Annotated in this window: 21 protein-coding genes and 1 other RNA gene; 7 read left to right on the top strand and 15 right to left on the bottom strand. The window is 61.3% G+C overall.

What is annotated here, in order from left to right; genetic code table 11:
* Positions 1–86: 86 nt before the first annotated feature.
* The 8 genes from HMPREF3087_RS07300 to HMPREF3087_RS07265 all read right to left on the bottom strand — a co-directional run bounded on the left by HMPREF3087_RS07300 (position 87) and on the right by HMPREF3087_RS07265 (position 5,157).
* Complete coding sequence (locus tag HMPREF3087_RS07300; protein ID WP_019175997.1) at positions 87–521, bottom strand: pilus assembly protein TadG-related protein; 435 nt, start codon at positions 519–521, stop codon at positions 87–89.
* Positions 518–943: a hypothetical protein gene (locus HMPREF3087_RS07295; RefSeq protein WP_061942217.1), complete on the bottom strand. Its 426-nt coding sequence runs from the start codon at positions 941–943 to the stop codon at positions 518–520. The genes HMPREF3087_RS07300 and HMPREF3087_RS07295 overlap by 4 nt, the downstream gene beginning before the upstream one ends.
* On the bottom strand, positions 940–1,395 hold the full coding sequence (locus HMPREF3087_RS07290; protein WP_256173064.1) for a TadE family protein: 456 nt from the start codon (positions 1,393–1,395) through the stop codon (positions 940–942). The genes HMPREF3087_RS07295 and HMPREF3087_RS07290 overlap by 4 nt, the downstream gene beginning before the upstream one ends.
* Positions 1,395–1,613 carry a hypothetical protein gene (locus tag HMPREF3087_RS07285; RefSeq protein ID WP_062020295.1) on the bottom strand — a complete coding sequence of 73 codons (219 nt, stop codon included), beginning with the start codon at positions 1,611–1,613 and terminating at the stop codon, positions 1,395–1,397. The genes HMPREF3087_RS07290 and HMPREF3087_RS07285 overlap by 1 nt, the downstream gene beginning before the upstream one ends.
* 34 nt (positions 1,614–1,647) lie before the next feature.
* Positions 1,648–2,574 (bottom strand): type II secretion system F family protein, encoded by a 927-nt coding sequence (locus HMPREF3087_RS07280; RefSeq protein ID WP_070428634.1) that lies wholly within the window; start codon positions 2,572–2,574, stop codon positions 1,648–1,650.
* Complete coding sequence (locus tag HMPREF3087_RS07275; RefSeq protein ID WP_070428633.1) at positions 2,574–3,449, bottom strand: type II secretion system F family protein; 876 nt, start codon at positions 3,447–3,449, stop codon at positions 2,574–2,576. Before HMPREF3087_RS07275 ends, HMPREF3087_RS07280 begins: the two co-directional genes overlap by 1 nt.
* Positions 3,446–4,669 (bottom strand): TadA family conjugal transfer-associated ATPase, encoded by a 1,224-nt coding sequence (locus HMPREF3087_RS07270; protein ID WP_070428632.1) that lies wholly within the window; start codon positions 4,667–4,669, stop codon positions 3,446–3,448. The genes HMPREF3087_RS07275 and HMPREF3087_RS07270 overlap by 4 nt, the downstream gene beginning before the upstream one ends.
* A gap of 131 nt (positions 4,670–4,800) precedes the next feature.
* Positions 4,801–5,157, bottom strand: coding sequence for a hypothetical protein (locus HMPREF3087_RS07265; RefSeq protein WP_070428631.1), 357 nt, complete (start codon positions 5,155–5,157; stop codon positions 4,801–4,803).
* 118 nt (positions 5,158–5,275) lie between these two features.
* On the opposite strand from HMPREF3087_RS07265, the gene HMPREF3087_RS07260 reads away from it, so the two are divergent.
* The 5 genes from HMPREF3087_RS07260 to ssrA all read left to right on the top strand — a co-directional run bounded on the left by HMPREF3087_RS07260 (position 5,276) and on the right by ssrA (position 9,694).
* On the top strand, positions 5,276–6,166 hold the full coding sequence (locus HMPREF3087_RS07260; protein ID WP_070428630.1) for an amidohydrolase family protein: 891 nt from the start codon (positions 5,276–5,278) through the stop codon (positions 6,164–6,166).
* A gap of 12 nt (positions 6,167–6,178) precedes the next feature.
* Positions 6,179–7,309 carry a peptide chain release factor 2 gene (prfB, locus tag HMPREF3087_RS07255; protein ID WP_070428629.1) on the top strand — a complete coding sequence of 377 codons (1,131 nt, stop codon included), beginning with the start codon at positions 6,179–6,181 and terminating at the stop codon, positions 7,307–7,309.
* Between the two features lie 36 nt (positions 7,310–7,345).
* Positions 7,346–7,837: an SsrA-binding protein SmpB gene (gene smpB / locus HMPREF3087_RS07250; protein ID WP_061942232.1), complete on the top strand. Its 492-nt coding sequence runs from the start codon at positions 7,346–7,348 to the stop codon at positions 7,835–7,837.
* Positions 7,838–7,987: 150 nt separating this feature from the next.
* Positions 7,988–8,626 carry a mycothiol-dependent nitroreductase Rv2466c family protein gene (locus tag HMPREF3087_RS07245; protein WP_070428628.1) on the top strand — a complete coding sequence of 213 codons (639 nt, stop codon included), beginning with the start codon at positions 7,988–7,990 and terminating at the stop codon, positions 8,624–8,626.
* A gap of 678 nt (positions 8,627–9,304) precedes the next feature.
* Positions 9,305–9,694: a transfer-messenger RNA gene (gene ssrA / locus HMPREF3087_RS07240) on the top strand.
* Between the two features lie 111 nt (positions 9,695–9,805).
* Here the strand turns inward: ssrA and HMPREF3087_RS07235 are convergent.
* The 3 genes from HMPREF3087_RS07235 to chrA form a co-directional block, all read right to left on the bottom strand.
* Positions 9,806–10,294, bottom strand: coding sequence for a GNAT family N-acetyltransferase (locus tag HMPREF3087_RS07235; protein ID WP_070428627.1), 489 nt, complete (start codon positions 10,292–10,294; stop codon positions 9,806–9,808).
* Positions 10,295–10,404: 110 nt separating this feature from the next.
* Positions 10,405–10,614 (bottom strand): type II toxin-antitoxin system RelB family antitoxin, encoded by a 210-nt coding sequence (relB, locus tag HMPREF3087_RS07230; RefSeq protein ID WP_070428626.1) that lies wholly within the window; start codon positions 10,612–10,614, stop codon positions 10,405–10,407.
* Positions 10,615–10,685: 71 nt separating this feature from the next.
* Positions 10,686–11,909, bottom strand: coding sequence for a chromate efflux transporter (chrA, locus tag HMPREF3087_RS07225; RefSeq protein ID WP_070428625.1), 1,224 nt, complete (start codon positions 11,907–11,909; stop codon positions 10,686–10,688).
* Positions 11,910–12,296: 387 nt separating this feature from the next.
* On the opposite strand from chrA, the gene HMPREF3087_RS07220 reads away from it, so the two are divergent.
* Positions 12,297–15,599 (top strand): Cna B-type domain-containing protein, encoded by a 3,303-nt coding sequence (locus tag HMPREF3087_RS07220; protein WP_070428671.1) that lies wholly within the window; start codon positions 12,297–12,299, stop codon positions 15,597–15,599.
* Positions 15,600–15,754: 155 nt separating this feature from the next.
* On the opposite strand, the gene HMPREF3087_RS07215 is transcribed toward HMPREF3087_RS07220, so the two are convergent.
* The 4 genes from HMPREF3087_RS07215 to HMPREF3087_RS07200 are packed head-to-tail and all read right to left on the bottom strand — an operon-like array spanning position 15,755 to position 21,799.
* On the bottom strand, positions 15,755–16,894 hold the full coding sequence (locus tag HMPREF3087_RS07215; RefSeq protein ID WP_070428624.1) for a tyramine oxidase subunit B: 1,140 nt from the start codon (positions 16,892–16,894) through the stop codon (positions 15,755–15,757).
* A gap of 30 nt (positions 16,895–16,924) precedes the next feature.
* Entirely contained in the window at positions 16,925–18,511 is a 1,587-nt protein-coding gene (locus HMPREF3087_RS07210; protein ID WP_070428670.1) for a hydantoinase B/oxoprolinase family protein, read from the bottom strand.
* Positions 18,501–20,525 (bottom strand): hydantoinase/oxoprolinase family protein, encoded by a 2,025-nt coding sequence (locus HMPREF3087_RS07205; protein ID WP_070428623.1) that lies wholly within the window; start codon positions 20,523–20,525, stop codon positions 18,501–18,503. The genes HMPREF3087_RS07210 and HMPREF3087_RS07205 overlap by 11 nt, the downstream gene beginning before the upstream one ends.
* A 14-nt stretch (positions 20,526–20,539) precedes the next feature.
* Positions 20,540–21,799, bottom strand: coding sequence for an MFS transporter (locus HMPREF3087_RS07200; RefSeq protein ID WP_083272091.1), 1,260 nt, complete (start codon positions 21,797–21,799; stop codon positions 20,540–20,542).
* 131 nt (positions 21,800–21,930) lie between these two features.
* On the opposite strand from HMPREF3087_RS07200, the gene HMPREF3087_RS07195 reads away from it, so the two are divergent.
* Positions 21,931–22,665 (top strand): GntR family transcriptional regulator, encoded by a 735-nt coding sequence (locus HMPREF3087_RS07195; RefSeq protein WP_070428622.1) that lies wholly within the window; start codon positions 21,931–21,933, stop codon positions 22,663–22,665.
* Positions 22,666–22,980: the final 315 nt, after the last annotated feature.

Raw genomic sequence — 22,980 nt, 5'->3', positions numbered from 1 at the left:
TCCACAGAGCGCGGAACAGAAGTCGGCGACCCACAAGCCCCACAGAAGCCGACCCTAAAAGACCATGCCGGGCGGCACCTCGTGATTCACCGGGATTCGGGATCGAGCAGAGCCCCTTCAACTGTGACGGCGGCGCGCAAGGGGAGTCCTTTGGGTACAAAAGGGCTGATGAGGACCGGTTTGTAGCCGGCGGTGAGTTCAACGGACACGTGATTGGCGTCGGTGGTGTGCGCTCGCACGCGCATGCTTGTCCACCGGGAATCGTCGGCGGACTGCCGGATGTAGCGGCTGGCGGCGCTTTCGATGTCGGCGTTGGTGAAGAACAGGGACGGCTGTTCGGTCAGCCCTGGTGTGTAGGAGTCCGCGGCGGCCAGTGCTGCGGAATCTGCCATGGCGAACAGCTTGCGGTGGGCCATGTAGATGTCGGTGATGACGACCGCAATGATGAGCAGGGCCAGGGCGATGCTCATAAACCCAATGGACAGAGGCATGATCGAGCCGCGATCCCTGCGCCTGCTCATGGCCTGACCTCACCGAATGCCGCGACAATGTCAGCGTGTTCCGACTGGACGGTGATCCCGGCTTTCCCACCGGACGTCAGCCAGCGCGGGATTCCGGGCAGCGGAACAGTAGATTCCACAGTCGCCGTCACACGAGTCCCGTCTTTCTGGCAGTCTCCGGCGCAGTCAAAGCGGATGGTGTATTCGGCAGAGCCCAGGCCGAAATCGGCGAAGTGCAGCTGGGCGGACTGGTGTGCGCGCTCCTCGGCTGACTGCGGATAGCGGGCTGCTGCGCGTGCGGCATCGACCGCGGAAGCCTGGGCCGCGTAGGCGGCTGACTGCACCTGTGAAAACGCGAGTGCCCCGTACACCAGGGGAATGATGAGGACGACCGAGGCGAAGATGAACTCGATCGGGGCCCGCCCGGAATCCGCTTTTCTCACGACGGATCCTCCATCAGGGCACGCCCGCGCAGCTCCCACACACCGCCGGGACCCAGGAACCCGACCACGGGAACAGGGGTGCGGATTGTGACGGTGACGAGCCCCGCCTCGTGGTCTTCTTCGACAGTGATGTCTTCGGCGTAGCTCGGTGAAATCGCGGTGGTGATGAGTTCGCGGGCGACCTCTGCACCTTGGTCTGGAGTGTGTCCGACCAGGCTGGCATGTCGGGCGCCGGCAAGAGCTGAATCTGTGACCGTGTTGCGCACGTGGATTGCCAGCACAATCTGCAGGACAGCCGCAAACACCAAACTCAGCAGTGCTGCCACGAGGACGAATTCGGCAACCGCATTGCCCGCATCGGCTCTGCGTGCGGGTGTTCTTCGCGGGCGCACTGTAAGGGCCGGCAAGGTGTGGGCAGGTGCCCTGCGGGAGGGCACTGTGCGGGTGGTCATCAGCCCGCGTTGCGGACCTTGTTCATGGAATCTTGGAAGAAGCCGGTGAATGCTTCGCCGGCCAATGCCCACAAGCCGACCACGAGGGCCGCTGTCATGACTGTGATGAGCACCCAGCCCGGCACGTCACCTCGGTCAGAACGGCTGCGTCGCCCAGTGGCGGGTGGAAAGACGGCGGCTGCGAATGCCAGCAGGTGTGCGGTGAATCGGTCAAACATGGGTTCTCCTTTGAACTTGTGTTGGAGCAAGCAGTTACGGTCCCAGCTGCAGGACCGCAAGCGATGGATAGACGGCGAAGATGACGGTGATTGGCAGGACGAAGGCGACTACGGGAACGAGCATTCCGACTTCTTTGCGGCCTGCCAGTTCCATGAGTGAACGGCGGCCTTCAGCACGGACATCCGCGGCTTGGGCACGCAGAACCTCTGACAGGGGAGTACCGCGAGCGATGGCGACGGCAATCCCATCGACGAACTGGCTCAGGCTGCGCACACCGGAGCGCTGCGCCATGGTGTCCAGGGCTTCCACCAGGGGTGTTCCGGTGCGTGCCTCGGCCAGGGCGGTCTGCAGTTCGCGGCTGAGTTCCCCCGTTGTTGTGCGGCAGATGCGCTCAAGGGCATCGACGGTTGATTCGCCGGCGGTGATGGACAGTGCAAGCAGTTCGGCAATCGTGGGGAATTCCGCAAGGATCCGCTGTTCGCGGCGGCGGACGGCGCGGGTGAGCAGCCAATCGTTGAAGAAGTGTCCGGCAACGCCGAACAGGACGAGCATGGCGATGACCAACACGGGATGGAAGCCCCGCGCGGCAGAAAGGCCGACTGCTGCCGCAATGCCGAGCACAATTCCGGCGGCGGTCCAAGCAATCTGCTGGGCACGGAAACGCTCAACCGTGGCGTGAGGGCCCAGGCGTTCGAGTCGGCTGCGCACTCCGGCATCCGTTGTCAGCCGTTCACCCAGCCAGCTGGCGGCCTTGCCGATGACTGTGCCGATGAACCCGCGCAGTCCTCCGGTGTCAGGTGCAGAAAGCGAGTACATGCGGCCGACAGTTTTCGATTCCCGCATGTAGGGCGCCAGACGATCCTCAAGGCTGGGGCGGCGCATAATCGGCAGGGCCATAACGAGGTTGGCGGCGGCAATTCCGATGAGCACGCCCAGAGCAATGACAACAATGGGTGACATCAGGACCTCAGAACTCGTGGTTCTTCCGGCAGTCGGCCGATGCGCTTCATGGCTGAATAAGCGGTGAGTGACACCACCAGGCCGACGGCCAGCAGCACTGCGCCGCGCGGTGAACTGTAGGCAGCAGCGGCTTCCGGGCGGGTGGCGAGCATGCCCAGAACAACCCACGGGGCGGCCACTGCCAGACGCGCACCCGTGACGGTCCACGATTGGCGTGCCGTGAGTTCTGCCCGGGTGCGTGAGTCTTCGCGCAGGAAGTGGCTGAGGGTTTTCAGCAGGGTGCCCAGATCAGATCCGCCGACATCGCGTGTGACTCGCAGTGCTGCCACAATCCGGTCGGCAACGGGGTCGGCCGCTGCGTCTTTCAAACGGTCCAAAGCCACTGAGAAAACGCCTGTTGCTCGGTATTCGCGGGCGAACACGGCGAAGATGGGCCGCAGCCCTTCGGGTCCGCGTTCAGCAAGAGCGGCAACGGCTTCAGGCAGCGAGAGTCCGGCGCGCACCCCCGAACTCAAATGATCGACTGCCTGCGGCCACAGGTCACGGCGGCTGAAAGCGGTTTTGCGAGCTTTCGCCTTCAAAGCAGCAAAAGGCGCAGCTGCGGCAAAGATGCCAAAGCACACGGCAATCGGCAGGGCGTTTGTCACGACCCATACCGTGAACATCGTCAGCACGGTGGCAAGGACAGCGGCGACGAAAACATGTGCCGGTTTCAACCGGTGGAACCCGGCCGTCTTGAGCTGGTCTTCGAGGTTCTGTATAAAGCCGAACGTGTGTTTGCGCTTCGGCGGACCTTCCCACATGGCCAACCACAGCAGGGCCAGCCCGGTGCCGATTCCCACACCGCACATGACGGCGGTTGCTGAGGCGCTCATGCGTTCTCCAGAATCTGGTGGATGTTCAGCCCCATGCGGGAGAAGCGCTCGCCCAGGTGCGTAAACCCGGTGCCGCGGACCAAGGTGCCGTTCACGGTGTGGAAAACGCTTTCGAGTTCGACGACGCCGTTTTCCATTCCACCGGGGACGGCTGCGATTTCTACGATCCGGCGGGAACCGTCGGCGTTCAGAGCCAGGTGTACGACCAGGTCGAGAGCCGCCGCAACAGTGGGTGTGACGAATTCGGAGCCGATATTCGGCCCGGCCAGCAGCGGCAGGGTGCACAGCTTCGTTACGGCGGTGCGAGCCGAGTTCGCGTGGATGGTGCCCATCCCGGGCAAACCGGAGTTGAGAGCAATGAGCAGGTCGAAGCTTTCTGCTTGACGGACTTCGCCGACGACTATCCGGGTGGGCCTCATGCGCAGGGCTTCTTTGACGAGGTCGCGCAGTGTGACTTCACCGGTGCCCTCAAGGGATGCTTGCCGGCACTGCATGGGCACCCAGTCGCGGGTGGGAATGGCCAGTTCGAAGACTTCTTCACAGGAGATCACCCGTTCGCGTGCCGGGATGGAGCCGGCAAGCGCGTTGAGCATTGTTGTTTTGCCGGCTTGGGTTGCTCCGGAGACCACGATGTTGGCGCCCGCCTTGACTGCCGCATCGAGGAATCGTGCCGCTGACGAGGTGAGGGAACCTGTTCTGACCAGGTCGTCTAGGCTGCGGGTTTTCTTGATGAACTTGCGGATGTTCACCGAAGGGTGGCGGCGTGTGATGTCGGGCAGGACCACGTGCAGGCGGGAACCGTCTGGGAGGCTCGCGTCGACGAAGGGCTGTGAGAGGTCGACGCGACGGCCGCTGGTGCGCAGCATCTTTTCGATCAGTTCGTAGACGTCGGTGTCGCTGAGGACGAGTGTGGTGAGTTCGCTGATGCCGTCGCGGCTGATGAACACTTTGTCGGGACTGTTGATCCAGATTTCCTCGACTTCTGGGTCGTCAAGGAATCGCTGAAGGGGTCCGAAGCCGGTGAGGTCGTCGACTATCCGCTGGAATGCCTGTTCGGGGTCATCCAGCAGAGGGAGTGATCCGCTGAGCGTGTGTTCGTCGTAGGCGGCGATGACATCGCGGATGAGTGCTCGCGTGGGCTCGGGTTCCATACGAGGGTCGAGTCCGCGAAGCCTGACAGCATCGCGGACCTGTTCGGCGATGATGTCTGTGGCATCCATGCCGGCTCAGCCTCTTCCTGTCCTCTGCATAGCCGTGCTCCTTTGCACGGCAAGTTCGCTATTTCGAAATATAGAGGACGTTTCACCTGATAGCTACGGGTTGCGCCGAATCTGTGGATAACTTGTCGGACTCAGGTGGTTTTGCGGCGGAAGATCATGTGCGCCCGCACTTCGTTGTACAGGAGTGTGGCGCCGCCGAAATCTGCTTGTACCGGAACAAGCGGAATGTGCTCAACGAATGTGAGGGTCCAGCCGATCCTTTCGATCGCGTCGATCAGCGGGCCGATGTCGTACGCGTAGGTCTTTCCGTAGTTCTTGCGTTTCAGCGCGAAGAGATTGCCGTCAGTGGTCGTGGTAGGAGCTGAACAGGTGAACGTTCCGCGGCCCTGGCCATGTGCCTCTCGTGCAACGTCGATGATGGGGACGGCAATCTCAGCCTCAAGGAGATCGAAGTTTTTCTTCTTCTTTTTGTCCTCGGCGGTGTCCATGCTTGGATTTTATCTGAATTTCGCACCGTTACATGGGGGCAGCCACCGGGCACATTCCAGGGAACAACCACCCGCCACCTCGCCCACCCCGCAGCCACCCCTGACATACAGTGAACGCATGGCGAGCCTCAAAGACGATGCGAACTACATCCGGAACCTGTGCGAGCAGCTGGGCATCCCCGGTCTGACCGATATCCACACGCATTTCATGCCGCACAATGTGCTGCGCAAAGTGTGGGCCTACTTCGAACAGGCAGAAGACGTCCTCGGCTACGACTGGCCCATCACCTACCGCACTGACGAAGCCGAGCGCATCGACACGCTGCGCACGCTCGGGGTCAAGCAGTTCACGTCTCTGCTCTACCCGCACAAGCCGGACATGGCCGCCTGGCTCAACTCTTGGGCAGTCGACTTCGCCGCACGCACTCCCGACTGCGCTCACAGCAGCACCTTCTACCCGGAACCCGAAGCGGCAGACTACGTCCGCACCGCCATCGAATCCGGCACGAGGGTTTTCAAGGCGCACGTGCAGGTGGGCGGCTACGACCCGACCGACCCCCACCTCGACCCCGTGTGGGGCATGATTGCCGAGGCGGAGCTCCCCATCGTCATTCATGCCGGCCATGCTCCCCAAAGGGGAGCGCACACGGGTATCGAGCCGATCCGGGATGTGCTGCGGCGGTTCCCGAACCTCACCTTGGTCATGGCCCACCTGGGCATGCCGGATTACGAGGCGTTCCTTGACTTGGCCGATGAACACCCGAACTTCCATCTGGACACCTGTATGGCACTGACTGATTTCACGGAGCGGTTTGCGCCAACGTCCCCTGACTGTCGCCGCCGTCTGGGTGATTACGGAGATCGGATTGTGTTCGCCTCAGACTTCCCCAACATCCCCTACAGCTACGCTCACCAGGTTGAAGCGCTTGAGCTGCTGGAGCTGGGGGAGGAGTGGCTGCGGGCCGTGCTGTGGGACAACGGTCAGCGTCTTCTGAACACGGTGCCGTAGACTAGCAGGACTATGGCCTTTGACTTTGCGAGCGAAATCGCCGACCTCAAGCAGACCTTCGCCTCGATCCGCGAGGTGTCCAACATCGATCAGCTGCGCTCAGAAGTCGCTGAGCTCACCGAGCAGGCGGCAGCACCTGACCTGTGGGACAACCCGGACGAAGCCCAGCAGGTCACTTCGAAGCTGTCGCACCGCCAGTCCAGGCTCGAAAAGCTCGAAAAGTTTGACGAGCGCATTGAAGACGTCGAACTGCTGGTCTCCATGGCCGAAGACGAAGACGACGATGACGCCCTGCAGGAAGCACAGGACGAAGTCAGCAAGCTTGCGCGCGAACTGTCGGACATGGAAATCGCCACGCTCCTGTCCGGTGAATACGACGAACGCTCCGCAGTGATCACCGTCCGCGCAGGTGCCGGCGGTGACGACGCCACGGACTTCGCACAGACGCTCACCCGCATGTACGTGCGCTGGGCCGAAAACAACGAATACAACGTGCAGGAGCTCGACACCTCGTATGCGGAAGGTGCGGGCGTGAAGTCCGCAACCGTCCAGATCAACGCGCCCTACGCCTACGGCACCCTGTCCGTTGAAGCCGGCACGCACCGCCTGGTGCGCATCAGCCCGTTCGACAACCAGGGCCGCCGCCAGACATCGTTCGCAGCAGTCGAAGTCATTCCGCTCATCGAGCAGACCGACCACGTCGACATTGACGAAAACGACCTGCGCATCGACGTGTACCGTTCGTCTGGTCCCGGTGGTCAGTCGGTCAACACGACTGACTCGGCTGTGCGCATCACGCACATCCCCACGGGTGTTGTCGTGTCGATGCAGAACGAAAAGTCGCAGATCCAGAACCGTGCAGCGGCCATGCGCGTGCTCCAGTCGCGACTGCTGCAGCTGAAGCACGAAGAAGAAGAGGCACAGAAGAAGAGCCTCGCCGGTGACATCAAAGCATCGTGGGGTGACCAGATGCGCTCCTACGTCACCCACCCGTACCAGATGGTCAAGGACCTGCGCACCGGCTACGAAGTCAACAACCCCTCAGCTGTTTTCGATGGCGACATCGACGGCTTCCTTGAAGCGGGTATCCGCTGGCGCAAGGAAGAACAGCAGAAGGCAGAAGAAGAAAACGCGCTTCCCTGATCAAGCGCGTCCCAAATCGAAAGACCCCACCAGAACATGTCTAAGAAGAACGGCGAAACCATCAAAAACGACGGCAAAAAGGTCGTCGCGCGCAATCGCCGTGCCTCTTTTGACTACCACCTGGAAGAGGAATTCGAAGCGGGCCTGGTGCTCACCGGCACGGAAGTGAAATCGCTGCGCGAAGGTCGTGCTTCCATCACTGACGGCTACGCCCACATTGACCGCGGTGAAGCGTGGATCGAGAACATCTACATTCCCGAATACCTGCAGGGAACGTGGACGAACCACGCCGCCAGGCGCAAGCGCAAGATGCTTCTGCACAAGGCCGAGATCATCAAGATCAACCAGAAGCTCAAAGAATCCGGCCGCACGCTGGTGCCGCTGGAACTGTACTTCTCTGGTTCGCGCGTCAAAATCTCCTTCGCCCTGGCCAAGGGTAAGAAGGACTGGGACAAGCGCCAGGCGCTGCGCGAAAAGCAGGACAAACGCGAAGCCGAGCGCGCCATGTCGCTGCGCCAGAACAGGTGAGCGGCACCTCGGCCTTCCTGTAGTCGGCACTCAGCCGGCACATGACCGGGAGTCGGGCCGGCACCTCGGCCCCATGCGCTGGGACGCGCCGGCACCTCGGCAGGGGTTTCGGCCGGTGCGCTGTGCAGTGTGAGTCGTTAGACTCGGGATATGCAGCGAGTAGATTTTTATTACGATCCCTCTTGCCCTTTCTGCTGGGTTACCAGCCGTTGGCTTGTGCAGGTCAGCGCGAAGCGCGACATCGACGTCACCTGGCGTCCGTTCAGCCTGGCAATTAAGAACGATGAACTGCCCGGCGGCGCCAACGAAAACTCTGGCCACTCCAAGGGTCACAACGCCGGTCACCGCGTGCTGCGTGTGATTGCGGCGGCTGAGAAAGAAGGCGCCGACGCCGGCGGCCTGTATACGGTGTTCGGTGCGGCTCGGCACGTTGACGGCACAGACTTCACTGACGAGCTCATCAGCGAAATCCTTGCTGATTCTGGCTTGTCTGCTGATCTCCTGAAGGCCGCTGACGATGACGGCTGGGACGAGCACCTCAACGCTGAGCTGAAGTCGGCTCTCGACCTGGTCGGTGACGACGTCGGTGTGCCGATCATCGCCTTTGAACGCGAAGACGGCACCAAGCAGGGTTACTTCGGCCCGGTCATCCTCACGCTTCCGGAGGAAGAAGAAGGCCTCGCCATGTGGGACGGTCTGAGCCGCCTGGCCACGGTTGAAACCTTCTACGAACTTAAGCGCACCCGTCCGGCCGGAGGGCCTGACACGCAGAGCACCAAGGGCCTCTGAGGTATCCGAGGCCTGCGCTGATTTCTGAGCGCCTTCGGGTGGTCTCTGCTTTTCTCCCTCTGACGAGGTGGAGCTCACCTGAAGTCTGCTGAGTCCCGCTGTCGCTCCCCTTGGGGAGGGCAGCGGGACTTCTGTTTTCGGGTGGTGTGCTGGGTCGATTAGGGCTGGTTTTGTGCGGTTTTCGCCCGGATTTTCGGGGATGTGGGCAGTTTTCAGGTGCGGTTGTGGACAACTTGGGGATAAGTTGCTGGAAAATTTTTTTCAGAGCGCGGTCTGAGGTGGCGGTTTTGCTGATTTTGGGTCTTTGACCTGCGCAAATGCCGGAGTGTGGATTTCTGTCACGCCGCAGGGTGCACTGTGGGTGGGTTTGTGGAATAAGACTGCGGCAAGGTTCCCTTAACCGTGAATCAACGGGGTTTTTGCTTGTTGAGCGATGCTTTTCCACCGTTGTGGACAAAGCTGTGGGATATGCGCTTTTCAGTTTGCAAACTGAGCGTCTCTGAGTTAGCCAGTGGTGGTGCTGTGAGGCTGGTGGAAGTGCCGGTTCTGGTGCTGCTGTTGTTCCGCCTCAGGCCCTCGGCATCGTTGTGGTGCACCCCGGTTGGTGTTGTTGGCCGCTGGGGTGGAATAATCTTCTGAGTCCGCAGCGTTACGGCTGTGTGTTAGACAAATGAATATGGGGATGATCGGTTTCGACGTTGACGTGTGTGTCGAGTGAAGCGGGTCGAGGATGCAGGGTCATCTCGTTAACGATCCTTGCAAAACAATAGGTGCTAAATCTAACGACCGCACCGAGTTCGCCCTCGCCGCCTGATAAAGGCCTTCAACTAGCGAGCTGCGACTCTGCCGGCCTAGGTCTGCTTTCGGCCTAGCTCCCGGTATCAGTTTAGAAAGCCACTGCTGACGATGTTTGTTGGGGACATCGTTGGGACTTCTACCCAACTCCGTCTGTTGAGCACGGTGTTCGTGCCAAGCTCAGGACCTAAGAAACATTCTTCACGAACTGCACCCGGAGAAGCCTCGGTGCATCGTCGACGGACGCGGGTTCGATTCCCGCCATCTCCACTCAGTTAAGTCTCGGGACATCGCTTATGCGGTGTCCCGGGACTTTTTATTTGGCGCTTTTCGACAGCCGTCAGCTTGCGTTCCAGTGCGCCGAAGCTCTGCCGCGGCTTGCGTTCAAAGCCGGTACAGGTGGCCTTGTTCATGGTCTACCGTCTGCAGGTGCAAACCGAGCTTTTCAGCCAACCGGGCAGACGGAGCGTTGTTCGGATCAATAATCGCCACGACCGAGTACTCGGGGTGCGTCTGGCGTGCCCATCCGATGGCGGCCGCCGCGGCTTCGGCGGCATAGCCCTTTCCCTGGGCTTCGGGTGCAAAACGGTAGTAGAGGTTGAGCACCTGTTCGCCCTGTTCTTCTGAAAAGCGCAGGCCTGTAAAGCCGATGATGTCGGCTGGTTCTCGGACGACAACAAAATAGCCGATTCCGTCCTCCGCCCAGTTGTGCTGCCATGCGGCCAGCAGGTCGAAGGCTTCTTCGCGGTTCTTCATCGCCAGTTCAGGGCGATGCTGGTAGGTCCGTGGGTCCGAGTGGATTGTGAAGACAGCATCTTCATCGCCATCCTGTGGAGGGCGAAGTATCAGTCGCTCAGTCGTGAGTGCAGTCATTGTTCCCTTCGAGCAAAGAGCTTCAAAGTGTGCTTCCGCGGCTTTTCGTTCAGCGCCTGTAGATTTTGTCGCGCCGGCCGATGGAAAACACCAAGATGGTTGGGGTGTGCTTAGAGGTCCCCTAGGGCCTCGTCGATGCTGAATCGTTCGCCATTGTCCTTTGCGATTGTTTCGCGGAGTTCTTGTAGGTCGCAGGAGTCTTCTATTTTCTCCAGGATTGCTGTCCGGGTGAAGTCGGAAATCGTGACGCCTTCAAAGTCGGCGTACTTGCGAACAAGGGCTGCGTCTTCGTCAGACAGTTCGACAGTTATCGTGGTCATGCCGTGCTCCTCTCGCGGTTTGAAGCAAGTGTATTCAGGAGCTCTGACACGACCCTTCGAAAGCCGCCCACCTACGCCCCAATGAGGCTTGCTGCAAGCCCAGTCGCCGCGCCGATCAACACGACGGCCCACGCTGGCCACTTGGCCAGCATGAGCAGTGCCAGGCACGCCAGGGCAATCAGCAGGGGAGCGAGCCCCGTAATAGCTGAAGTGACAACCGGGGTGATGAGGGCAGCTGCGAGGATCCCGACAACAGCGGCATTCGCTCCCGCCACACCAGAGCGGGCCAGTGGGCTTGTCTGCACCGCAGCCCAGAACGGCAACGCGGCGATCACCAGCAGTACTCCGGGGAGGAAAACGGCAGCCAGAGCAAGTGCGGAGCTGAGCCACGCCTCGGCCCCGGTTTCCATGGTGAACCCCAAGAACGCCGCGAATGTGAACAGGGGGCCGGGAACAGTCTGAGCCGCCCCGTAACCCGCCAGGAACTGGTCCTGGCTCACCGCCTCGGCAATCGCGGGCTCTCCCTGCAGCAGCGGCAGCACAACATGCCCGCCCCCGAACACCAGCGCACCAGACCTGTAGAACGCATCGGCAGTGGCGACCCACGGGTTCGCAACCAGGCCGGCCAACAGCGGAAGCCCCATTAAGAGGACCGCGAACAGACCAGCGCTGACCAGACCCGCGGTCTTCGAGACGGGCACACGCAGGGGATGGTCAGCGCCACCAGCCATTCCACGGCAGAAGAGCAGCCCCGCCACAAGCCCCACACCGATAGCGGTTACCTGACCGAGGTTTCCCGGTATCAGCAGAGCCAAAGCAACCCCTGCCGCAGCAATGAGCCCGCGCCGGAGATCAGGTGCGAGTGTCGACGCCATGCCCACTACCGCGTGCGCCACAACAGCAACGGCAACAGCTTTCAACCCCATGAGGAGGCCATCACCCACTGGACCGCCGAGGTGGACAGCACCAAGCGCGAACAACACCAGAAGGAGAGCCGAGGGGAGGGTGAAGGCTGCCCAGGCGGCAAGGGCTCCAAGAGTTCCGCCTCTGAGAAGGCCCAGAGCAAAGCCCACTTGCGAGGATGCCGGGCCCGGCAAGAACTGGCACAGCGCAACCAGCTGTCCGTAGTGGTCATCGCTGATCCACTTGCGGCGCTGCACAAACTCAGTGCGGAAATAGCCCAGGTGGGCGACTGGCCCGCCAAACGAAGTTAGCCCCAGTTTGAGGAAGGCTTGAAACACCTCGAAAGGGTTTCCGGCTGGTTTGGGTGCGTGTGTTTCAGCTGTCGGTGCCATACGCCCATTAGGCCATGAGCGGAGTGAACGGCGAGTGAACACGTGGATGTTGCAAGCCGTGGATGCTCCGCGGCCTGCGGAGTGCAGCCGCCGCGGCCCGTGTCCTGCTGCTCGCACTCACTGTCGCAGCTTTGCACGCCTCCTGCGACTGCAACCTTGCGCGTTAATGCAGATTCACGCGTTAATGCGGCGCATTTAAGCGCAAATCTGCATTAACGCGTGAATCTGGTGTTGAAATCGCCCCTAGTAAAAATCTTAATATGAAGTGATAATGATAGTCCGCTGTGCTTGTTCGGCACGCGGAGTATCCAGCAGCTGAGTATGAGTGGTGTTGCCACCTGGCCGAGCGCCAGCCGGCGCCAGCAGACAGATGGGGAAGAGAACGAAATGACAGGGTTGACAACCGTCCGCGGCAGTGCGCAGCGCCGGGCCATGATGCTGCTTGCCATGCTCGTTACGCTGCTTATGGTGCTGGCACCGCAATCGGTGTACGCCGCCGGAACTGCGGAAAGCACAGGGGGCACGAAGGCCTATGAGCTCGAAGGCGAATGGAAGAACCAGCCTGAGGAAGTCACCTCTGGTCTCGACGTTCTTTCCATGGTGTGGCACATGGATATCAACGACTCCGCGCCGGCGCCGGGCAACGACCCCACAACGGACAACCTGCTCACGGTCACAGTCGAGAACGCTCATTTCGGTGAGATTCCCAGTGAATGTCTCAGCGTGGACAAGGGAGCTTCAAAGCTTTCTGAGGATAAGCGCACCCTGACGTGCGACATCGGTGAGCGTGACGAAGGCACCGCCCAGATGGTGCTGTCGGGCGTCAAGGTCGATGGTCCCGCGAAGTCGAAGGTCACTGCAAAGGCAACATTCCGGGGTCTCGAAGCCACCCTGCCTGAGATTCCGATCGTGGCTCCGTTCCTCATGGATGCCAAGTTCGACGCCGGTGCACCGAGCTCGCTGACAGGTCAGCCGGATACGGACCAGTTCATGAACTTCCCGTTCTCCCTGTCGCACGCATCGGGCTCACCCGAAGGACCGGGCAGCGTCAGCTACGACATAACGATCAACGGGGTGCGCGGCGAGAAGATCACGCCCCAGGAAGTAGCCTGCGCACCCATTGACCGAGTGCACCCCGGCTACCCGTTCTCAGCGCCCGGCAAGCCGCAGGAGCAGACTGCGAAGTTCCCAACGTGTGAGTTCACACTGATTGACCCGGATACGAACACATTCCGTCTGACTCTGTCCGACCTGGACTACAAGTCGAAGCGCGCAGAGTTCGACTCCAACGGCATCCGTCTGCCGCAGGTGCAGCCGAAGTATCCCCGTGAAGTGATCGCCGCTGGTGAGCTGCGGGTCAAAGTTCCCTACAGAGCTTCTGGCCCTGACTCGAACCGCAACACCAACGTGAAGTTGAAAGCATCTGCGCCGACCTACACCGCCGTAGATGGCTCGACCAGTGATGACGATCCGTCAAACAACGAGAACCGTGCACCGATGATCCGCGGCAACTGGACGGGCGCATGGGTGGTTGGATCGCAGTCACCAAAGGCCTACCCGGGTATCGGATGGTCTGATACCTCTCGCGCACCGGTGGGTGCAACTGTGATGTCCGTTTCCGGTATTGCGCCTCCCCGGGTTGAGGGCTTTTCTGACAACTGGATCTGCAACACCCTCGATACTCAGCGTGTTGATTTCGTCAACGCTCGTGTCGTGGCTGACCCTGACGCGAAGCCGAACGTCTATTACGGCAAGAACATAGAGGATCTCAAGATTCTCTACTACACCGGCGAAGTCGAGGATCCCAACCTTTTCAAATGCGGAACCGAAGAAACTCCGTTTGACGAAGGCAAAGACGAAAAGGACGGCTGGAGCTACACCAAGCCCGACGACCTTTCCAAGGTCAAAGCTGTGAAGGTTCGCGTACCTCGCGACAAGGGCCACCTGTCTAAGCTGCCACAGTCGTACTTCTACTTGACCATCGAACAGAAGATTCATGACGATGTAGAGGTCGGCGCAGACGTCTGGACGTGGACCTCCGTGCTCAATGAAACACACACCAAATGGGACATGGGAATCAACGCGAAGATTGCCTATGATCGCGTCACGAACGAACGGGAAATCACTCCCGGCTTCGCTTCCCCCGGTGTGATCACCGAGGGCGTTCGCTACCCGTATGCCGGTCCAGGCCGTGACCTTCTGCGCGTCGTGCCCTCACTGCCGGTCGTTGTCAAGGATGTTGCTCAGCCCGAATACGGTCCGGGCGAAGAAGCGGACTACACGATCCGCTACGGCCTGGAATCCGAGGTGGCGAACATGCCTAAGGATCAGGTGGTCATCAAAGACACCTTGCCGAAGGGTATGGAATACGTTGCCGGCAGTGCCGATGTTGAGCCCGATGTGACAACCAACGACCAGGGCCAGCAGATTCTGACGTGGACGAAGGACGGCGTAGAACCCAACGTTCGTGTTTTCGACGACAACCCCGGAATCATCAACTACAAGGCCACCCTGCCCAAGGACGCCGAACCGGGTGATGTTTACGTCAACGAGGTCAGTGCCACCAGCCAGGGACAGACTCGGAAAGCACAAGCCAAAGTCACAGTGCCGGAGGCCGGCTACACCTCGCTGAAGAAGAGCGTGAAGACGCCCGTTGTCGATGAAAACCCGAACGGTGTCGCCGCCAACGAATGGACCATTGACCTGACCTCGAAGGATCCGACTAAGTCCAACCTGACGGACGTCATCGACGTGCTCCCGGCAAATGGAGACCCACAGGGCTCGAAGTTCGATGGCACGCTCAAGGTGACGGGTGTTGAAGGTGCCGAAGGCGCCAAGGTCTACAGCACCACGGAAACGGACGTCGATGAAGACCCCAATGCCAAGACCAACGGCAAAACGGGTGAGCCTTCAGACATCTGGGAGGAAGGCCTCCAAGAGGACGCAACTGCGGTGCGCGTCATAACCAGGGCTCCTTTGGCCTATGGCGATAAGCAGACCATCAACGTCAAGACCGAGCTTCACGATGCTGATAACGGCGATGTTGTCGTCAACAAGGCTGTCGGCCGTGCCGAAAACACGAGGCTGCGCATGCGCACCTCTGCCCAGTTCACTGTCCGCACACCCATCGACGTCAATGTTGAAAAGGTGTGGAAGAACGAACAGGGTGAAAACCTCACGGAGACTCCGAACGCGGTGAAGGTCCAGCTGATCCGCAAGAGGGGTGAAGAAAGCACTCCGGTGGGCGACAAGGTCGAACTGTCTGCTGCGGGCGGTTGGAAGCACACGTTCGAAAAGCTGCCCACCGCGATCGACGGGGACCCGGTCACCTACACGGTGAAGGAAGATTCGGTTGAGGGCTACAACTCCGCTGTCGAGGTGGAAGAGGCCGGTAACGCTTACGAGGTAACGGTTACGAACACCCGTAAGCCGGAACCAACTCCTGAACCGACTCCGGATCCGAGCGATGAACCAACGCCGGAACCGAGCGACGAGCCGACCCCCGGTCCGTCCGGTACCCCGACGCCGGAGCCGAGTGCGGATCCGACACCAGGGCCGGCGCCTCGTGAACCAGGAAGTCCTGGGCCAGGAATGCCGCGGACTGGTGCCGAAATCGCGGGGCTGCTCACAGGGGCGGCCGCAGCCATCGGCGCAGGAACGCTTCTAATGCTCCGCACCCGCAGGAGTTGAGCCGACAGTCGCGGCAGCAGACTTGCGCTTAAATGCAGATTCACGCGTTAATGCAGCGCATTGGCGCGTGAATCTGCATTAACGCGTGAATCTGGTGTGAAAGCGCCCCAGCATCGCCAAGCCGCCCCAGCACCGCCAAGCCGCCGCAGCCGCCCTCAAGCCAAAGCGGGGCTTTCCCACAGGTTGAGCGTGGTGCCGATGCCCTTGTCCAGGGCGGTGCGGTACAGCTCGGTGGCCCAAGCAACGTCCTCGACTGGCATGCCGCCCACGGAGTACAGGAAGATCTGGTCGTCATTCTGCCGGCCGGGTGCGGCACCTTCGATTATGTCGGCCATGTCGACAATCGAATCGCGTTCCAGAAGGCCTGCCCGCATGAGGTCGTGCCAGTGTGTGCCGATGATGCCCAGCTTCTGGTAGGCGCCGACACCGTATTCATCAGCCCACGCGTCGTATAGGCGCCAGGAATCGACAACCTTCGTCACGCGGTCCGACGCAATGAACGTGTCATCGAATCGAACGGCCGTGGGCAGCAGAAGAATCGCTCCAGGTTTGATCCACTCTTCGTCAATGAAGGGGAAAGCGGACGAACCTTCTTCGCCGGTCGTCACGGTCACGGTGACAACATCGGCCTGCCGGACCACCGCCTCGACATCGGCAGCCGCACGCACCGACCGGATGTGGGGGAAGTTCTCTTCAATGAATGCCCGGTAGCGGTCCACGTCCGGCTGGTCGATGCCGTTGACCACGATCTCCTCAATGCCCTTGCACTGTGACAGCACCGCCTGTGTGACGGACCGGCCGATGACGCCGGGGCCCACAATGCCGAACGTCCGCGCATCCGAACGGGCCAGGTGCTTAACGGCGACACCGGGAATCGCTCCGGTCCTGTATGCCGAAATCAGGTTTGCGGACATGTACGCCAGCGGCGCTCCCGTGTCGGCGTCGCTGAGGGCAAAAGTGTGGATTGACCGGGGCAGACCCTTCTTGCGGTTCTCCACGTTCGAGCCGTACCACTTCATACCGGATGTGTGGAAGCGTCCGCCAAGGTAGGCCGGCATCGCCATGAAACGGCGGTCTGGGCCGTCGGCCGGCATAGAGTCGAATTCGGGTTCTTTCGGGAAGCTGACCATCGCACCGTGCGACATGGCGTTCGAACCGGCCATCCGGAAATCGCCGCGGCGCAGAAGCACGAGGGTTTCCTCCATGACGTCCACACAGCGAGCCATGTCGGTCACGCCGGCGGCAATCATGTCGGGTTCGCTCAGGTATAGGAAGTCAATACGGGTGTCGGACATGGTTTTTTCTCTCCAACAAGCTTGTGGGTGTCATTTCCCGTACCCACCGCCGCCCGCGGTCTGGATGGATACGGTCTGTCCTGCGCGGACCGTGAGCTTTGACATCGATTCGAGTTCGCGCAGCTCATCACCTTCGGCAAGGGTGATGCGGGCGCTGATCCCATCGCCGCCGTCTTCCAGGCCCCACGGAGCCGTCGTGACGCGCGATGTACCAGCAACCACCGTCGCCTGACCGCGGGTGAGCGTCAGGCTTCGGCGCAGTCCGCTGCCGCCGCTCGCAGCACCGTCACCGCCGGTGTCACGAGCGATTTCGTAGCTGTCTACGCGCAGCGGGTATTCACGTTCAATCACTTCGCACGGGGTGTTGCGAGTGTTGGTCATGTGGGTATGGGTGGCGGAAGCACCATCGAATTCGGGGCCGGCGCCCTGACCGCCGCCATAGGTTTCCACATAGGAGTAGTACTCCCCGTTGAGTGGATCCACGCCGCCGATCGTGATGATGCTCATGCTGCCGCTCGAGGCGGCCGGCACCAGGCCCTCGGTGAACGTATCGAGCGCTCCGAGGATCGTGTCGACGATCCTCTGCGAGGTCTGCGTATTTCCGTGCGCAACGGGGGCGGGGAACTGGGCGTGCGCGAGGCTGCCGGGCCGGGTCTTGACGTTGATCGGCGCGGTCAGGCCCGCGTTCGAGGGCAGGGTCGGGTCGGCAATCATCTTCACCACGTACGAGGCGCAGGCCAGCGCCACCGCGTATGAACAGTTGACAGCCCCGGCAACCTGGTCTGCGGTTTCGGTCATGTCGATGGTGATTTCCTCACCGCGAATTTCAACCTCAGCGTGGATGGGGATCATCTCCGGTTCCACACCGTTGTGTTCGAGATAGTCGACGAAGCTGCCCTTGCCATCAGGCAGGGAGGCGATTGCCGCGCGTGCCCGGCGCTCGCTGTAGGCCACAAGCGCATCGCAGGAATCGTAGAAGTGCTGCACACCCCATTCTTCGATGAGCTCCAGCACACGGCGTGAACCCAGTTTGTTGGCCGAAACCTGCGCCATGAGGTCACCGCGGGTTTTGTCTGCCGTGCGGATGTTCATGAGCATGAGCGCCATGATTTCGGTCTGCAGCTGACCTTCCGCGAACAGGCGGATGGGCGGAACCCGGATGCCCTCCTGGAAGATCTCTGTGGCGTCAGTTGCCATGGACCCCGGCGTGGAACCGCCGACATCGACGTGGTGGGCCATTGTCGCCACGTGCGCAACAAGCTCCTCACCGGCGAACACGGGGGTGATGACGCACATGTCAGGCAGGTGCGAACCGCCCAGGTAGGGATTGTTGGTGATGAGAACGTCACCGGGTTTGATGTTGTCGAGCCCGTATTCTGCGATTGCGTTCTCAATGAGCGTGGGCATGAGCCCCAGGTGCAGCGGAATGTGCTCTGCCTGCGTGATCAGGTGGCCTTCCGCATCGTAGATGCCAGCTGAACAGTCACGCCTGTCTTTGATGTTGGGGGAGTACGAGGTGCGGATCAGTGCCGTACCCACCTCCTCTGACACCGAGGTCAGGCGATTGCGCGCAATCTCAAGTTCAACGGCGTTGAGCTGTGTGGATTCACTTGTCATCGTCATCACTCTTTCGGGTGCGCAGGTGCAGGAAGCCGCGGTCGTCGCAGAAGCACGTCAGGCTGGGGTGGACAAAGGTTGTCGTGTCGAACTGGTCGATGATGATGGGCCCGGGGATCGAGGTGCCTGCCGGGATCGCATCACGGTCGTAGATGTCGACTTCGGTCCAGCTGCCGTCGATGTAGACCTGGCGGGTGGTTTTGGGCTCAGGAGCGCCGGTGCCCGCTTTCGCCTGGGCTTCGCGGGTCCGTTCGGATTCGATGGTGGCCCGCAGGCGCACCACGATGATCTCCATGGCCGCGTCGTCATCGCTGTAGCCGTAGCGTTCAGCGTGAGCTTCGTCGAAAGCTCGGCGCTGTTCGTGCCAGCTGTTTTCCAGCGGCAGCGTCAGTTCATAGCTTTGGCCCACATAGCGGGCATCGACCAGCCATTCGCGGTCGAACTCGTCGGTTTCCATTTCCCGGCGAGCCTGATCCTGCAGGTCACCGAAGGCAGCTTCCAGCGGTTCGAGCCTGGTCCATTCGTTTGCCTGCACGGGGTGGGCGAAGTCGTGGCGGATGGGAGCATCGAGCATGCCCACAGCCGACGCAATGCCAGGGTGCGGCGGAATGACCGCCGATTCCATGCCCAGTTCAACCGCGAGGTCAGCACCGTGCAGCGGACCGGCACCTCCAAACGACATGAGGTTGCACGACCGGATATCTACACCGCGCTCAACCGACACCTTGCGCACACCGCGTGCCATGGTCGCCGTAATGACCTTGATGATGCCTTCAGCACACTCTTCGGCTGTCAGTCCCAACGTTTTGCCGAACTCCTCCATGCGGGCACGTGCGGCATCAATGTCGAGCTCAAAACGACCGCCGAGCAGCTCACCACCCAGCCGACCCAAGACCGCGTGAGCGTCCGTCACGGTCAGCTCAGTTCCACCTCGGCGGTAGCTGATGGGGCCGGGGACGGCCCCGGCGCTGTGCGGTCCCACGCGCAGGCTCCCTCCGGAGTCGAGCCAGGCGATCGAACCTCCGCCGGCGCCGATTGTGTGCACGTCGACACTCGGCAGGCGCAGCGGCATCGAGTCGATTTCGGTGAAGTTCGTTTCATCCGGCACGCCGTCGCGAATGAGCGCAATGTCGGTGCTCGTACCGCCGATGTCGAAGCTGACGACGTTCTTCAAGCCCAGCGAACGCGCCCAGTTGGCTGCCCCGACAACCCCGCCGGCAAGGCCGGAAAGGACGGTCTTCGCGCTTTGGGCGCTGGCCATCTTCGGGTTGAGCAGACCGCCGTTGGACTGCATGACCCACAGGCGCGACGGGATCTTGAGGTCCTCGATGCCGGATTCCAGCTTCTCCATGTACGTCGACACCTTCGGGCGGACGTAGGCGTTGATCGCAGCGGTCGAGGTGCGGTCGTATTCGCGCATCTCGGTGGCAACCTCGGTCGCGGCCGACACAACGGGGGCCGCGTTCAGTTCGGTCAGGCGCTTCACGGCTGCACGTTCGTGCTGGCCGTTGGTGTAGGCGTTGATGAACGACACGATGAGCACATCGAGGTCCGCGCTCGCGATGGTTTCGGCCAACTGGTCCAACGCTGCTTCGTCCAGTTCGGTCAGAACTTCGCCGTCAGCGTCGATCCTTTCGTCAACCTCGAAGATCGTGTCATCGGAAATGAGAGGTGCCGGTCGGGTCTGTCGGTAGTCGTAGATCGCCGGGCGGTCCTGGTGGGCGATCGCCAGAACGTCACGGAAACCACGGGTTGTCAGAAGACCCACGCGTCCGCCCTCACGGGTCAGGACGGTGTTCGTGGCCACCGTCGTACCGTGCACCAGCCGGGTGATCTCCTCGGGGCTGCGGTCAATCTGCTCAAGCCCACCGACGATCCCGTCAATCACGGCTTCATTCGGTGCTTCCGGTGTCGAGGGGACCTTCCACACGAACAGTTCGCCGTCATCCTTGCGAATGCCGATGTCGGTGAAAGTGCCGCCGGTGTCAACGGCAACGTGCAGTCCTGCAGACATGTGCTCTCCTTGACTCACAGTTCGACGATTTCCTTGTTCTTGGTTTCCGGCAGCAGCGACAGGGCGATGATTCCCGTGACAGCGCCGATGATGGCGATGAGCATGATCGAATTGCCCCAGCCGATGGTCTCGGCGGCCAGGCCCACCGTCAGCGGGCCGAAGGCTGCCAGGCCGCGGCCCAGGTTGTAGGCGAAGCCCTGTCCGGTAGCGCGGATGTCAGTGGGGAACAGTTCCGCCAGGTACGCGCCGGTGCCTCCCGCCTGGCCGGATGCGAAGAAGCCCAGCAGGAAGATGACGGGAATGCCCAGCTCTGGTTTAGCGGCGGGGGTGAAGACGAACAGCGACACGCTCAGAGCCGAGCCGACGAAGAACATGAGGAATGTGGGGCGGCGGCCGATCCAGTCGAGGAAGAAACCGGAGGACACGTATCCGATGAACGAACCGACGATTGCCACCCAGGTGAAGCCGGCGGTGCCGACAATGCTCAGGCCGCGCTCTTCCTGCAGGTAGGTGGGAAGGAAGATGAACACCGAGTAGTAGATGCCCTGGACGCCGATGCCCAGGAGAGTGGCGGCAATCGTGATCTTCGCCAGGCCGTCGCGGAACAGATTGCCGAAGCTCTTATCAGGCTGTTGGCTGGGTTTGGCGGCTGGCTGTTGGTCTCCGTGGAGCTCCGTAGCGTCTTTTGTGCCGCGGCGAATGAAGAAGGCGGCCAGCGCCGGCAGAATGCCCACGAGGAACAGGTAGCGCCACGCCACCTCTTCGGGGAAGATCGAGTACACCGTCAGGTAGGCAAGGGCTGAAACGGCCCAGCCGATGGCGTAGCAGCTCTGGATGAACGCCAGGACGCGTCCGCGCTTCTCCGGCTGAGCGTATTCGGCAACAAGTGCCGCACCGACAGCCCATTCACCGCCGAAGAACAGACCTTCCAGCGTGCGCCACAGGAGGAAGTCATAAAGCCCCTGCGAGGTCGCAGTCAGACCGGTGAAAATGCTGTAGCCGAGGATGACGACCGTGAGCATGCGCACACGGCCGTAGCGGTCGGCGAGGTTTCCGAAGATCATGCCGCCGATTGCGGAGGCGACGATGCTGATGGCGCTGACCCAGCCGGTAGCGCCGGAGCTCATGCCCAGGGTGCTGGCGGCGGCGACGAGCGCAAAGCCGTACATCGACCAGGTGAAGCCGTCGAGCCCCCAGCCGATTCCGGAGGCGGCAATGGCTCGCCGCCGGTATTTGGCGGTGAGCGCTTCAATATCTGATGCGTTCGGGTTCATGTGCTTTCCTTCCGATCGGGAAGCGTTCAGCTTGTATACGGAATAAATACAGGCTGTCATGATTAGCCCGCTTTGTGAAGCGCGTTACGTTTTTGCGGGCGCGGGATTGCAGTTGTCTGATAATGAGGAGCATGACTACGCGGAAGACAAGTGCGAGGGAAACCGCCTACGTCGAAATGCGCCGGCGCATTCTCACTCTGGAGCTGCGCGGCGCGCAGAAGATCGACGAAGGTGCACTGGTGGCGAGCATTGGGCTCAGCCGCACTCCCGTGCGCGAGGCACTGCACCGACTGGCAGCGGAAGGTCTTGTCGAAGCCGATGCCAGGGGCGGCTACCGTGTCAGCTCGATTTCACTGCGTCAGTGTCGGGAGCTCATCGAAGCGCAGCACGTGCTTGTCCGCGCTGTCACTCAGCTGTTGGTCGAGCGGATAGACGATGAGGGGCTGGAGAGGCTGTCCGAGGCTGTTCGAGCGGTTGAACGTGCCGCTGCGGACCGGGACGTTGCGGCGGTGACCCGCACAAATGCGGAACTGCACATTTTGGAAACCGAGCTGACCAGAAACTCCTACCTGCTGGCGATGGCCGAAAGGGTCTATACGAACCTGCAGCGGCTGGCTTTTCTCAGCTTCGGCGGTGATCAGGGTGGGGCGGCCCAGCTGGGCGACATCGATGAGCACTACGACAAGGTCCACGATGACCACTGGGAGTACATCGATGCGCTCAAACAGCGCGACCGCGAACGCGCCGAAGAGGTTGCGGTGCGCCACGTCAAGCTGTTTCAGGCAAGGCTGACACGGTATCTAAGCGAAGCAGGCGGTGCTGGCTTGGACTTTTCGTCGCTTGCCGCAGACGCGCAGGTGGGCTGAGGGGCTGTCCCGCTGCCCGTTGCCACGGTAGGTGCGCCGCGGGCTGTGGGCAGCGCGCGGTCTAGTTTTGCGCAGCGCGCCGCCTGGTGCCTGCAGTTTCTTGTCCCGCCGCCGCAGCTTTGCACGCGTCCTGCGGCTGCAACCTTGCGCTTTAATGCAGATTCACGCGTTAATGCAGCGCATTTAGGCGCAAAACTGCATTAACGCGTGAGTCTGGGTTGATGGACGAGGCTGCGCCGGGCTGGGTTGGTGGGCGAGGCTGCGCCGGGATCGCGAGGTGGAGCCGGGTTGGTGCCGGGCCGTCGCCCGCGGGCT

The organism is Brevibacterium sp. HMSC22B09 (genome assembly GCF_001806795.1).
Classification (GTDB): Bacteria; Actinomycetota; Actinomycetes; order Actinomycetales; family Brevibacteriaceae; genus Brevibacterium; species Brevibacterium ravenspurgense.
The sequence above is the reverse complement of the archived record's forward strand: the minus strand, read 5'-3'. Positions and strand labels throughout refer to the sequence as shown.